Below are 12,931 nucleotides of genomic sequence, written 5' to 3'. Positions count from 1 at the left end.
CGAGAGACTCAGCGTCCCAGCTCGGCGAGGAAGCTCTCCGCGTCGAGGGCCGCACGACATCCGGATCCGGCCGCGGTGATGGCCTGCTGGTAATGGGAGTCGACCAGGTCACCGCAGGCGAAAACTCCCGGCAGGTTGGTGCGGGTGGATGGCTCGGTGCACACGACGTATCCGGCATCGTCCAGGTCGACCTGGCCCCGGAGCAGCTCGGAGCGCGGGTCGTGTCCGATGGCTTCGAAGACTCCTGACACCTCGAGTTGACGTTCCTCGCCGGTCTTGGTGTCACGCAGGGTCACCGACTCCAGTTTGGATTCGCCCTGCATGGCGACGATCTCGCTGTTCCATGCGAAGGTGATCTTGGGGTCGGCCTCGGCACGGTCGGCCATGATTTGGGAGGCGCGTAGCTTGTCACGACGGTGAACGAGGGTCACCGAGTTGGCGAACCGGGTGAGGAAGGTGGCCTCCTCGACCGCGGAGTCACCGCCGCCGACGACAGCGATGTCCTTGCCGGTGAAGAAGAACCCGTCACAGGTGGCGCACCAGGACACGCCACGACCCGACAGACGGACCTCGTCCTCGAGACCGAGCTTGCGGTAGGCCGATCCCGTGGCGAGGATCACCGCGCGGGCGTGGTGAGTGTTTCCATCGGTGTCGATGACCTTCTTGATCTCACCGGTGAGGTCAACCTCGGTGACATCGTCAGCGACGAGCTCGGCCTCGAATCGCACAGCCTGGGCGCGCATCTGAGCCATGAGATCCGGACCCATGATGCCCTCGGAGAAGCCGGGGTAGTTCTCGACCTCGGTGGTCTGCATGAGGGCGCCACCGGCATCCATGGATCCCTCGAAGACGAGCGGCTTCAGCCCTGCGCGGGCGGTGTAAACGGCTGCGGTGTATCCAGCCGGACCGGAACCGACGATGATGACGTCACGGGGCTCGTCGTCGCCTCGGGTGTCGGTGTCAATGGTCTCGGCGGTCGGTTGAACGGTGTCGGTCTCCGAGGAATCGGACAGCGAGATGTTGCCGAGGATGGTGTTGGGCACGAGGGGCTGAGTTGTCATGGCGTCTCCTGGTCGGTGACTGGTTCAGGGATCAACCTATCCAGCACACAAAGGGTTCAGGACATTCCCGGTGGGGATTAGGGGCGGACGGCGGGCCCTCCGGTGCTCTCACGAATGACGAGGTGCCAGGGTACGGGGACGTCGGTTCCTGGTTTGTGCGTGTCACTGCTGGATTGGCCGATGCGTCGGGTGAGGATCGTCAAGGTCTTGTCAGCGAGCGCGTTCAGATCAGGAGCGATGGTGGTCAGGGTCGGGGTTGAGTAGACACCCTCTTCAGTGTTGTCGAATCCCGCGATTGCAATGTCTTGCGGGACTCGCACCCCAGCTTCGTGACAGGCGCGAACCGCACCGATAGCCATTGTGTCGTTGAAGCAGAAGACGGCGTCAGGCTTTTCCGTGAGGCCGAGGAGATGGTTCATGGCATCAAACCCAGCTGATCGCGAGTAAGTAGGTACACCCACCACCAGGTCGTCGTCGAGGGGAATGGCTGCTGTTTCTAGCGCCTGACGATATCCGGTGAGCCGCGTCGATGCAGTGCCCTGATCTGGGACGTGACCTATGGCGGCGATCCGTTGGTGCCCAACTTCGATGAGATGCTCGGTCATCCGACGTGCTGCGTCGACAGATCTCACTGCGACATGGTCATGATCGGGTGGAGTTGCCCGCTCACCGAGTAACACCATGGGAACACTGGTGGGATGGTCGGAAATCTCCTCCGAGGTCAGAGACAGGGGTGAGAAGACAATCCCATCAACGACGCCCCGGCCGAACCGAGTGAGTACTCGATTTTCCATGACGGGATCCGCGCCAGTCAGCTCCATCAGAGCGATGAGCCCCTCCTTCTTGGCCCGCTCTGAAATACGAGAGGCGAGCTCTGCGAAATAAGGGGTCTCAATTTCCGGGAGAGCCAGAGCGATGAATCCGGTTCGTCCGGCTTTCAACTGGCGCGCTGCGCGATTGGGTTGATAGCCGAGTTCCTTGATGACCTGCTCGACCCGAGCCCGGGTCTCAGGGCGGACGTGGGGGCTCTCATGTACAACGTTGGAAACAGTTTTGACGGACACCCCTGCAGCTTCGGCAACATCCACGAGGCGCGCTGTCATGGTCATGATTCTAGATCCTCGTGATGGTTCGAGCAATGTCGCAGGGCTGACGTTTCGGCGTGTACCTTGCATGTTCCGTTACATCGTTGTAAGAATGGATTACAACGTTGCACAGGAGCTACGGAGACGGCACCGACGTCGTCGCATAGAGGAGACATCCATGAGGACAACGACTGTCCACGTCCATCCCGCCTATCAGGTGGGAGAAGTAAACCGGAGGATCTTCGGCAGTTTCGTCGAGCACATGGGTCGCTGTGTCTACACCGGCATCTTTGAGCCGAATCATGCCGATGCTGATTCCCGCGGATTTCGGCGTGACGTGGCAGCACTCGTCAAGGAACTAGGAATTACAGTTCTGCGCTATCCCGGCGGAAATTTCGTCTCGAACTACCGTTGGGAGGATGGCGTCGGACCGCTCGAGGAGCGACCGAGGAACCTTGATTTTGCGTGGCGGTCGGTTGAACCCAACACCGTTGGGGCCAATGAGTTTCTCGCATGGTGTCGACGCATGGGTATTGAGCCGATGCTCGCAGTCAATCTTGGGACACGTGGGCTCAACGAGGCCATGGAATTCCTCCAGTACGTGAACGGAGATACTGACACCCGTCTTCCCCAGTTGCGTAGGAGCCATGGGTGGGAAGATCCGTGGAACGTCGAGACCTGGTGTCTGGGAAATGAGATGGACGGACCTTGGCAGATGGGCCACAAGACGCCCGACGAATATGCCCGGACGGTGACCGAGGTGGCCAATGCCTTCCACCGCTTCGACGACAAGCTGTCACTCATTGCGTGCGGTTCGTCATCGCGGTCTATGCCGACGTTCGGACGCTGGGAGCGCGTCGTCGTCGATGCAGCGTTCGACAACCTCGACATGGTGTCAGCCCACGCCTACTACGAGCCCATAGATGATGATGTCGCCTCCTTCGCCTGTTGCGCAGAGGACATGGAGAGGTACATCCGCGATGTCGCCGCCACCCTCGACCACGTCGCGGCCATGCATCACAGCGACCGTCGACTCAAGATCTCCTTCGACGAGTGGAATGTCTGGTATCAGAGCCGGTTTGGTGGGGAGAATTCTATCGGCATGGAGCATGCGCCACACCTCATCGAGGACACTTACTCGGTCTTGGACGCGATGGTCGTGGGCTCCCTCCTCATTACCCTGCTACGTCATACGGACAGGATTGGTGTTGCATGTCAGGCGCAGCTTGTCAATGTCATCGCTCCGATTCGTACTGAAGAGGGTGGTCGCGCCTGGAGGCAGACGATCTTCCACCCATTCGCGTTGATGTCACGACACGCTCGCGGGGTGGTTCTTGATACTCGCTGCGAGGGACCGGCAATCTCCACACAACGGTGGGGAGGGGCCGATCAGGTGTGGACCGTGGCGACGTGGGATGCCGAGAACCATGATCTCGTGGTCTTCCTCGTAAACCGTGACCTTCACGAGAGAGCTCGGGTGCGGATCGATCTGCGGGCCTTCGGCGACTGCAAGGTTGTCGAGTGCCTCGCTCTCGACGATGAGGACATTGCAGCTGTCAACACTGCAGACCGACCAAACCGCGTTGAACCGCGCAACGCTACCTGCGACATCACGTCAGGAATTCTCACTTTCGATGCCAATCCGGCGAGCTGGAATTGCCTGCGGCTGAAGACCTCGTCCAATGAGGACAACTGATTTTCGGAATGGGTGGATCGATGTCGATCTGACCAACAAGGAAGGAAGAACACAGCATGATTGAAAATCTGACACGACGGGGTTTCCTCTCTGGCACAGTGGCGGCCGGTGCGGTAGTCGGCCTGACTGCTTGCGGTGGCGGCAAGTCTGCCGGTGGTACGGCGAGCGACCAGGCATCGGGCAGTGGCGGAAAGACGTACGACGGTCCCAAGGTTGAGCTCACCTTCTGGAATGGCTTCACCGGTGGTGACGGTACCTTCATGAAGAAGCTCGTCAACAAATTCAACTCCAGTCATGACAACATCAAGGTCACCATGCAGTCCATGCAGTGGGCCGACCTTTACAAGAAACTTCCGACCGCTGTCACAGCAGGCAAGGCCCCTGACGTGGCTGTCATCCACCTTGACTCGGTGGCGACCATGGCGGCCCGCAAGTCCATCCAACCTCTCGACGACGTTGCCAAGGCACTTGATCTGAAAGGCTCCGACTTTGCGAAGGTGCCGTGGGTAGCTGGAATCTACCGCGATGTGCGGTACTCGATTCCGCTCGACGTCCATCCCATGGGCCTGTTCTTCAACAAGACCGTCATGGACAAGGCTGGGCTGGATCCCAATAAGCCGCCGCAGACCCAGGGCGATTACATGTCTGCGTTGGAGACACTCAAGTCCAAGGGGGTTGCTGGGCACTGGGCATCACCGTTCCAGTTCACCGGAGGAATGAGCGTCTACAGCTTGGTGTCCCAGTTCGGTGGAGGACTCTTCTCGGAGGATGCCTCCCATGCGACGTGGCACGAAGAGCCGGGTATCAAGGCCATGACGTGGTGGATGGATTTGGTCAAGAAGGGGTATTCCCCAGCCAAGGTTGCCCAGGATGCGGACTTCGTCGCCCTTCAGAACGGGAAGACCGCTTTCAACTGGAATGGCATCTGGTCGCTTAACACCTTGGCTGAGAACAAGGCTTTGGAGTGGGGGGTTGCCCCGTTGCCACAGATCGGTGAGCGTAAGGCCGTCTGGGCTAACTCTCACCAGTTTACGATCCCGACACAGCGCAATGGGAACTCAAACCGTGCGGATGCTGCCAAGGTGTTCGTCAACTGGGTTTCCCAGCAGTCGCTGGAGTGGGCCAAGGGCGGCCAGATCCCGGCACGTAACTCGGTCCGCGAAAGTGATGGTTTCGCCAAGCTGACTGGCCAGTCAACCTTGGCCAAGCAGATCAACGATGTGGTGTTTCCCCCAACCGTCCCTGGCATCAGTGATGTCATCGGTGAGTTCTATCGCGCTGTCAACGAAATCATGCTTGGTGGCAAGGGAATTGAGTCGACGTTGAAGGAATCCGCCAGCAGAGCCGACAAGATTCTCGAGGAGAACCGAAAGAAGTATCAGTGATGTCGGTCTCAAGGGAAGGAACTACAAGGAGGAAACGTAAGAGCGTCGAGGGCTCTGCGGGTGTTGCGTTAGTCTTCCTCACTCCCTACCTCGTCGTGTTCACGGTCTTCGTCGCCGTTCCTGCAGTGTACGGCATCTGGATCAGTCTGCATGACTGGGACTTCACCCTCCCGGCGCGTCCTTGGGTGGGGTTGCAGAACTATGCGGACCTGTTTGACCCACAATCGGTGCAGTACGAGCAGTTCTGGCGAGGCATGGCGAACACCGGTATCTTCACGGTGGCGAGTGTGCCTTTCCTTGTAAGCCTTCCGTTGGGGCTCGCAATCCTGCTGAGCATGAAGTTCCCGGGGCGGACGTTCTTCCGGGCAGTGTTTTTCGCTCCCTACGTGCTCGGCGTCGCTGTCATCGGTGTCATGTGGAGATACCTGCTGGACGGCAACTTCGGTCTGGTGAACGCCATCTTCCACACAAACATCCAGTGGACCACCTCCCAACCCTGGGCCTGGATTGGTCTGGTCGGTGTCACGGTCTGGTGGACGATCGGGTTCAACGCAGTGATCTACATGGCTGGCCTGGCCAATATCCCTCAGGAACAGTATGAAGCTGCGGCCATCGACGGTGCTGGACGGTGGCAGCAGTTCAAGTACGTGACCATGCCAGGGCTGCGTCCCGTGTTGATCTTCGTTCTTGTCACAACGGTGTTGGCCAGTGCCAACATGTTCGGCCAGTCTTACACCATCACCCAGGGTGGCCCGGCTGAGTCGACACGGACCGCAATCATGGTCATCACCGACCTGGGATTCAGCCAGAACCGTGCCGGTCAGGCCGCCGCGGAGAGCTACATCCTTGCTGCCATCCTCATTGTGATCTCAATCGCGCAGTACTACGCCACACGCGATCACAAAGAGGCGAAGGACCGACGTCGGTTCCGTCATACGGCCCGGTCCAGGAAGGGCGAACTGTCATGAGGAAGACATGGAGGAATCCGATGTTCTGGGTAATGATGGTAATTCTTACCGTCATCTTCCTCGGGCCTCTCGTGGTCATGATCCTCACCTCGTTCAAGACGAGCATCGAGGCAAAGCAAGTTCCGGCCACATTCTTTCCACACACCTGGACGTTGCGTGCCTACCGGCAGTTGCTGTTCGTAGATGATGCGAGTCCGGTTCTTCGATGGGTACTGAACTCATTTGTGGCTGCGACGGTCAATTCGGTACTGACCTGTTTGTTTGCCGCGATGGCTGCCTACGCCTTCGCCCGCCTGCGGCTGCCCGGGAAGAACGTCCTGTTCGCAATCGTCCTGTCGACGATGTTCGTGCCGGGATTCATCTTTCTCATGCCGAACTTCGAGTTGATGTCGAAGCTTCAGTGGTTGGACTCGCTTCCCGCGATCATCTTCCCGGGAACCGCAGGAGCTTTCGGAGTGTTCTTCCTCAGACAATTCTTCGTGGCGCTGCCGAAGGAGTTCGAGGAGAGCGCGAGGATTGACGGAGCCGGACCATTCACGACCTTCTTCAAGATCGTGCTCCCCAACGCCAAGGGAGCCTTGGCGACCCTGCTCGTGCTGTCTTTCCTGGGCAACTGGAATGACTTCGTCTGGCCGATTTATGTGTTGTTCAGCGACGCGAGTCTCACGCTCCCAGTCGGTCTGACCCGCCTGCAAGGAAGTTACACAATTGACTACCCGGTCATCATGGCTGGCGCGACGATGGCAGCCGTCCCGGTTCTCGTCATTTACGTAGTCTTGCAGCGGTACATCATCGAAGGCGTTGCCAGCTCCGGCCTCAAGGGGTGAGGATGTGATGTCGAAGCGGCCTTTCGCAGCGCTTGTGCTGGGGTTCTGTCTGATCGTGATGGGTTGTGACGCCGGTAACCGACCGGACCCGACTCCCCGCGCGACTCCGGGGATTGCTGCCGGCCAGATCATCAACCCAGTGTCGCGGAGCTTTGCCGACACCTGGGCCGACCCGTCAGTTATCAGGGGTGTGGATGGCTGGTGGTACGTCTATGCGACGTCAGACCCGCTGCGTGCCGGAGGGGCTCCTGCCCTAGGGCATGTTGCCAAGACAAGGGACTGGCAGCACTGGACGTATGTCGGACCGCTTCTCACCTCGGAGAACATGCCCGACTGGATCAGTCCGGCAGCCGGACTCTGGGCCCCGGATGTTCGTCGTATCGGTGACCGATATGTCCTTTACTTCGCAGTGACGGAGACAGCTCTCAACGCCGGGAAGGACGACTCGGCGATCGGCGTTGCGACGGCTCCCTCTCCAGTAGGGCCGTGGACAGTGAAACCGGAGCCGCTCGTCCCTCCTCACTCCGATGGACACGACGGGTGGTTCTCGACCATTGATCCAACTGGATTCACGGATGTCGACGGTACTCATTACCTTTACTGGGGCTCGTACCGTGGCGGGATTTTTGCTGCGCGAACCGCTCCGGACGGCCTCTCCTTGGCGACAAAACCGGTACAGGTTGCCCATTCTGACCGGTACGAGGCTCCCTACGTCGTCAAACATGGCGACCAGTACTACCTTATGGCGTCCTCGGCAAATTGTTGTGCCGGGCCGAGTACCGGATACTCGGTCTTTGCGGGACGTGGTCAGTCGCCGTTGGGCCCATTCCTCGACGCTGACGGCACCGCCATGACGAAGTCGAACTCAGGTGGGAGCATCGTCGTGACCCAGAACGGTAACAAGTGGATCGGTGCCGGCCACAACGCCGTTTTCACTGATTCGTCAGGACAGGACTACCTCCTCTACCACGCACTGGATCGGGTACGGCCATGGCTTGGGGAGGCCGGAGGGATCAATCGACGTCCGCTCCTGGTCGACCGCCTGGAGTGGATTGACGGTTGGCCGATGGTCAACGGTGGTGCGGGGCCCTCTGACACACCCAGCTCCGCGCCGTTAACAGCCTCTCTACTAGGTGGAGAACCGTGGAATGCCTCGTCGCAATTCACCAATGCTCATCCGGTCGACGCTGGAGGGGTCAATCAGGCCATGCGAATCGAAGGTGAGCGCGTCGTCTCACGAAAGAGACTTCCGGCGGACGACGTGCGCCTGGAGGTGGATGTACTGCCCAAAGATTCGATCTCTGTGGAACTGGCGGATGACGTCAGTGTCGAGGTGGACGCGGATTCCGGTGTGCTGAGGGCGAGACGAGATTCGTGGACTGGGTCAACAGAGTTCCCGAAGGACGGATCGTGGCGAACCCTTGTTGTCACCATTCAGGGGCCGCAGTTGCGCGTGGCACTGAGACCGGCGGGATCAAGCGATGCATCGGCCTCCCTGGTCTCTCCGAAGGGTCGTCAGTTTGAAGGCGGCCCTGTGAAAATCTCCGGCCACGGTGTCGTGACTAACGTCGTCGCGGCCCGGACCCACAGCATCCATGACGACAGGGCACCGCAGCCAACTCCCGTCGGGACACCGCAGCGGGTCGATCTGGTAGCCGCTGTGAGCGGAAGCAACGTCGAGTGGTCGTGGATTCGCCGGCCTTCTGGCGTTCACACGAGGGGTGGCGCGATCGTTTGGCCAGTCACCGACGGAGATCTCGCGGGGGAGGGCGCCTCGGGTGGATTGCTGCTGCGTGACCCACCGGAGGGAGACTGGATCGCTCAGGTGAAAGTCGGTCTGGACCTTGGTTTGGACACGGTCCGTAATTATCAGCAGGCCGGGATGGTGGTCATCAATGGTGATGACGACTTCATCCGCCTTGGCGCGGTGGCTGTTGAGGGAACGCGCATCGTCGAATACGGACGCGAGATTACCGATGCGGATCGGTTCCGCAGTTACGGTGGGGCAGTGGTCGGTCGACCTGCGGGTGTGACATGGCTACGTGTTGCCCATCACGTCGACCATGGCGGTGAGCACCTCTACCGATCGGCGCTCAGCCATGACGGTCGCCATTGGACGTGGGGCGCCACGTGGACGATGTCGTCGGCCTCTCGTCCACGAATTGGGCTGTACGCCGGGGGAGGGGAAAACCCAGCGGTGGAGGCCCACTTCTCCGATCTCATCTTTGTGAATGCGTCGTGGCCTTCCTGAGCACCTCCTGTGGAGATGAGAGGTGGCGAGGTCGATTGGACGGCGGGTTCCCTGACTGGGGGTTGACGCGATCCCCGTGGCGCCTGACCACGGTCGGATCCGACCCCGTTGGAGGGTGGGACTGCAGCCTCGAACCTTCTCCGCTGACGGGAACACGTTGCTGGACAGTGCATCGACCAGTTGGTGCGGTCGTGAACACTTGGAGTTATGAGTGAGTCGACGAATGGTCCCCGTGAGCCGCGTGAACCCAATCCCCTCCAGCACGGCGAGGAGGGAGGCTACCCCTCTCGCCCTGACGACAATCGCCAGAGCTGGGCGCAGGATGCCTACTGGTCGCGCAGTAACGATTCCTGGACGAACCAGGGAAATCCGTCAACCACCCAGCCTCCTCCGTGGGAGGCTTCTGAGCAGCCGGCCCCGAGCGCGGGTGGCAAAAACCCCGACCCGGCTAAGGGCTCGTCGCGATCGGCCCGGAAGGGCTTTCGGGGCGGCACAGTTGTTCTCGTCGCCGTGTTGGCGGCGGCTGTTGGCGGCGTTTCCGGGGGCCTTGTCGATCGCTCCCTGGCAAGGAACGACGCCCCGGCTGTGACGTCGAGCCCTGCATCCCCCAACAGCGTCACCAAGGTGGTTCAAGGCTCACCCTCCGCCCCGGACTGGACGGCCACCGCCTCCGCCGTGTCGAACTCGGTAGTCGCCATTACCGTGAGGACGGGCAATGGCGGAGGCGAGGGGTCGGGAGTCGTCGTCGACACGAACGGCAACATCGTCACCAACAATCACGTCGTTGCCGACGCGGTTTCGGGCGGCCAGTTGACGGTTTCCATGGGCAACAAGACCTACGAGGCCAAGGTAGTTGGTACAGATCCATCGACGGACCTTGCCGTCATCCGGGTGACGAACCCGCCGAAGTCCATGAAGCCGATCGGTGTTGCTGACTCCAGCAAGTTGACCGTTGGGTCTCCTGTGATGGCCGTCGGTAATCCGCTCGGCCTGTCGGGGTCGGTGACGACCGGAATCATCAGTGCTCTCAATCGTCCGGTCACCACCATGAATCGCAGTAATTCACGGGATCTGCTGGGATCTCGAGATTCGTCGTCGGGTGTGGTCGTCACGAATGCTATCCAGACCAGTGCAGCCATCAATCCGGGCAACTCAGGTGGTGCTCTCGTCAATGCCAATGGTGAGCTCATCGGGATCAATTCCTCCATTGCGAGCCTTTCGTCAAGTAATTCCGAGCAATCGGGCAATATCGGAATCGGCTTTGCGATCCCGTCAAATCTTGCCAAATGGATTGCCGATCAGATCATTGACACCGGAAAGGCAACTCACGCCTTCCTGGGCATCTCCGTGCGTGACGTCGCTGGCAGCAAGGATGGTGTCCAAGTCCTCGGAGCCGGGATCGCCACGGTCTCACCCAACTCGGCAGCTGACAAGGGCGGGCTGCAGCGTGGCGACGTCATCACCAAGATCGACGACACCGATATCGTGTCCGGAGAGTCCCTGGTCGGTCTCGTGAGGTCGTTCAAGCCTGGCCAGAAGGTCAAGATCAGCTACATCCGTGGTTCGCAGCAGGCCACCGCCGACGTCACCTTGGGTACGGCGAAGTCCTGATACGGGTTACGCGACGTGGGAAGGGGCCCCGCAGCTGCTGTGGCTTCGGGACCCTTCCCACGGGCGCAGGACTGGCGAGTCACATCAGATCGAGGACTGCACGAGCAGTTGCATCGTCGACGACGAGGTCCGTCGCCACCCTGGCACGCAGTGCGGCCAACAGTCCGACAGCCTTGGCGCGGCCAGCGACGACACAGAGCCGACGCGGTATGCGCTGCAACTGGAATGGGGCCAATCCGGTCGCCCTCTTGTTGAACTCGACGTCATAGGCGCCGTCAGCCTTGAGAAAGACGGTGTTGACGTCACCAACAACTCCGGACCGCATCAAATTCGCCTTTTCCTCATCGGTGATGTAACCGGCGGAATAGACGTGGGAGGGGACTGGGCTGTCGAGGGCCCCCACGCCGAACACGGCGAGGTCGAGCTCGCGATGTGCCTTGAGTACTGCCTGAACGGAGCGCTCCTGCCACATCGCGGCCTTCGTCGTAGCATTGTCGAAGAATGTCGGGACCGGGAAATGAATGACCTCACCCCCAAACGCGGCAGCCATTCTGGAAAGGATTGATCCAACGTAAGGAATCCCTGAACTAGCGGGGTTGGCCGACCCATTCATCTGTACGACGCGCACTCCCTTGACGTCCTTGGGGACGACATAATGGGTGACGGCATCCAGGGTTGTTCCCCAGGCAACTCCTATCGCGGAATTGTCCTCGATCATGTCCGTAACCATCTGTCCGGCGATCCTGGCCACCTGGTCCAGGCGGTGAATCTCGGTCGTCCCTGATTTCACCGGCACGACAGTGGTGTTGACCCCGAACATCCTCGTCAGGGTGGAATCCAGGCCGTTACGTAACCCAGTCGGCTCTGACAAGGTGATACGCACAACTCCGGATTGACGTGCCTGTTTGAGAAGGCGAGACACGGTTGAGCGGGATGTGCCGAGATGGCTGGCGATGGCATCCATCGTCTCGCCCTGCATGTAATACATGGACGCTGCTGTCCATACGTCATTGGACAATTCGTTCATGCCCCTCCCCTTGCCATGCACATAAGTGCAGAATTGCGATTCTCCGGCGCCGTAGATGTTTGACTGAGCCACGTCCAGCCCCCACAGGGTCGGGACGACGGTCCCCGTTTGCTGAATCCTACGGGATCGACCGCCACCGGCGAGTAAATCGGTGTCAATGGATGACGCCACGACGAAGGAGTCCTCATGCTTCTCGAAACTGCGGTGCCCGCCGCGACGATCTTCGGATCTGAGTTCCTGGGCACCATGATCCTCATTCTGCTGGGTTGTGGCGTCGTCGCCAACAACCTCCTTCCCAAGTGTAAGGGCAATCCCGCTCCCGGTTCCCTCCAGATCAACTGGGGATGGGGCTTCGGTGTGATGTTCGGTGTCTACGCAGCCTACAAGACCGGCGGACACCTGAACCCGGCCGTCACCATCGGCCTCGCACTTGCTGGTAAGGACCTGGCCAACGGCATTCCCGCCACCGCGAGCAACATCATCATCTACATCCTCGCCCAGTTCGCCGGTGCCTTCGTCGGCGCCGTGCTCTGCTGGCTGGCCTACAAGCAGCACTACGACGAGGACTGCGACCCGGCCCTCAAGCTCGGTACCTTCGCCACCGGCCCTGAGATCCGCAACCCGCTGTGGAACACCATCACTGAGGCCATCGGCACCTGGGTCCTCGTGCTCTGGGTCATCATTTCCGGCTTCACCCAGGGTGTGACTATTGGCCCGCTCGCCGTCGCCCTGCTCATCGTCTCCATCGGCGCCTCTCTCGGCGGCCCCACCGGATACGCCATCAACCCGGCTCGTGACCTTTCCCCTCGTATCGCCCACGCCGTCCTGCCGATCAAGGGCAAGGGTGGCAGCGACTGGGGCTACTCCTGGGTTCCGGTTGTCGGCCCGATCATTGGCGCTGTTCTCGCTGCCCTCACCTACACCATCTTCTGGCACTGAGTAGATTTCTCACTGTTACACCAGAGCTGATTTCGTATCAGTCGCAACCTCTCAGACAAGTCAACGTAGACAAGAAAGGCA

General features: G+C 60.2%; 10 protein-coding genes. 7 read left to right on the top strand and 3 right to left on the bottom strand.

Translation table 11 applies throughout. The features are described from left to right. Positions 1-8: 8 nt before the first annotated feature. Positions 9-1,061: a thioredoxin-disulfide reductase gene (gene trxB / locus AC6I1W_RS02470; protein WP_065672881.1), complete on the bottom strand. Its 1,053-nt coding sequence runs from the start codon at positions 1,059-1,061 to the stop codon at positions 9-11. Positions 1,062-1,138: 77 nt separating this feature from the next. Beyond that, positions 1,139-2,164, bottom strand: a complete 1,026-nt coding sequence (locus AC6I1W_RS02465; RefSeq protein ID WP_270236491.1) for a LacI family DNA-binding transcriptional regulator — start codon at positions 2,162-2,164, stop codon at positions 1,139-1,141. A 160-nt stretch (positions 2,165-2,324) separates the two neighbouring features. Here AC6I1W_RS02465 and arfA point away from each other — a divergent pair, with 160 nt between their 5' ends. The 6 genes from arfA to AC6I1W_RS02435 all read left to right on the top strand — a co-directional run bounded on the left by arfA (position 2,325) and on the right by AC6I1W_RS02435 (position 10,884). Beyond that, positions 2,325-3,842 (top strand): arabinosylfuranosidase ArfA, encoded by a 1,518-nt coding sequence (arfA, locus tag AC6I1W_RS02460; RefSeq protein WP_117188353.1) that lies wholly within the window; start codon positions 2,325-2,327, stop codon positions 3,840-3,842. Positions 3,843-3,898: 56 nt separating this feature from the next. Beyond that, positions 3,899-5,227 carry an ABC transporter substrate-binding protein gene (locus AC6I1W_RS02455; protein WP_069102187.1) on the top strand — a complete coding sequence of 443 codons (1,329 nt, stop codon included), beginning with the start codon at positions 3,899-3,901 and terminating at the stop codon, positions 5,225-5,227. After that, on the top strand, positions 5,227-6,195 hold the full coding sequence (locus AC6I1W_RS02450; protein ID WP_270236489.1) for a carbohydrate ABC transporter permease: 969 nt from the start codon (positions 5,227-5,229) through the stop codon (positions 6,193-6,195). The genes AC6I1W_RS02455 and AC6I1W_RS02450 overlap by 1 nt, the downstream gene beginning before the upstream one ends. Beyond that, entirely contained in the window at positions 6,192-7,022 is an 831-nt protein-coding gene (locus AC6I1W_RS02445; protein WP_117188359.1) for a carbohydrate ABC transporter permease, read from the top strand. Before AC6I1W_RS02450 ends, AC6I1W_RS02445 begins: the two co-directional genes overlap by 4 nt. Before the next feature lie 7 nt (positions 7,023-7,029). After that, a complete protein-coding gene (locus tag AC6I1W_RS02440) occupies positions 7,030-9,273 on the top strand; it encodes a glycoside hydrolase family 43 protein (protein ID WP_270236488.1) in 2,244 nt (747 codons plus the stop codon). A gap of 207 nt (positions 9,274-9,480) precedes the next feature. Then, positions 9,481-10,884, top strand: a complete 1,404-nt coding sequence (locus AC6I1W_RS02435) for a S1C family serine protease (protein ID WP_419762718.1) — start codon at positions 9,481-9,483, stop codon at positions 10,882-10,884. A gap of 79 nt (positions 10,885-10,963) precedes the next feature. Here AC6I1W_RS02435 and AC6I1W_RS02430 read toward each other — a convergent pair whose 3' ends face one another. Next, positions 10,964-11,911, bottom strand: coding sequence for a sugar-binding transcriptional regulator (locus tag AC6I1W_RS02430; RefSeq protein ID WP_270236487.1), 948 nt, complete (start codon positions 11,909-11,911; stop codon positions 10,964-10,966). A gap of 186 nt (positions 11,912-12,097) precedes the next feature. Here AC6I1W_RS02430 and AC6I1W_RS02425 point away from each other — a divergent pair, with 186 nt between their 5' ends. Continuing rightward, complete coding sequence (locus AC6I1W_RS02425) at positions 12,098-12,850, top strand: MIP/aquaporin family protein (RefSeq protein WP_016666540.1); 753 nt, start codon at positions 12,098-12,100, stop codon at positions 12,848-12,850. Positions 12,851-12,931: the final 81 nt, after the last annotated feature.

It is taken from the genome of Cutibacterium sp. KB22876 (assembly GCF_059728865.1).
The sequence above is the reverse complement of the archived record's forward strand: the minus strand, read 5'-3'. Positions and strand labels throughout refer to the sequence as shown.

Bases quoted from the DNA above. Each gene is read 5' to 3' on its own strand.
- AC6I1W_RS02465 (WP_270236491.1), bottom strand. From the start codon at position 2,164: ATGACAGCGCGCCTCGTGGATGTTGCCGAAGCTGCAGGGGTGTCCGTC.
- AC6I1W_RS02425 (WP_016666540.1), top strand. From the start codon at position 12,098: ATGCTTCTCGAAACTGCGGTGCCCGCCGCGACGATCTTCGGATCTGAG.
- AC6I1W_RS02435 (WP_419762718.1), top strand. From the start codon at position 9,481: ATGAGTGAGTCGACGAATGGTCCCCGTGAGCCGCGTGAACCCAATCCC.
- AC6I1W_RS02440 (WP_270236488.1), top strand. From the start codon at position 7,030: ATGTCGAAGCGGCCTTTCGCAGCGCTTGTGCTGGGGTTCTGTCTGATC.
- AC6I1W_RS02450 (WP_270236489.1), top strand. From the start codon at position 5,227: ATGTCGGTCTCAAGGGAAGGAACTACAAGGAGGAAACGTAAGAGCGTC.
- AC6I1W_RS02445 (WP_117188359.1), top strand. From the start codon at position 6,192: ATGAGGAAGACATGGAGGAATCCGATGTTCTGGGTAATGATGGTAATT.
- AC6I1W_RS02430 (WP_270236487.1), bottom strand. From the start codon at position 11,911: ATGAACGAATTGTCCAATGACGTATGGACAGCAGCGTCCATGTATTAC.
- AC6I1W_RS02455 (WP_069102187.1), top strand. From the start codon at position 3,899: ATGATTGAAAATCTGACACGACGGGGTTTCCTCTCTGGCACAGTGGCG.
- arfA (WP_117188353.1), top strand. From the start codon at position 2,325: ATGAGGACAACGACTGTCCACGTCCATCCCGCCTATCAGGTGGGAGAA.
- trxB (WP_065672881.1), bottom strand. From the start codon at position 1,061: ATGACAACTCAGCCCCTCGTGCCCAACACCATCCTCGGCAACATCTCG.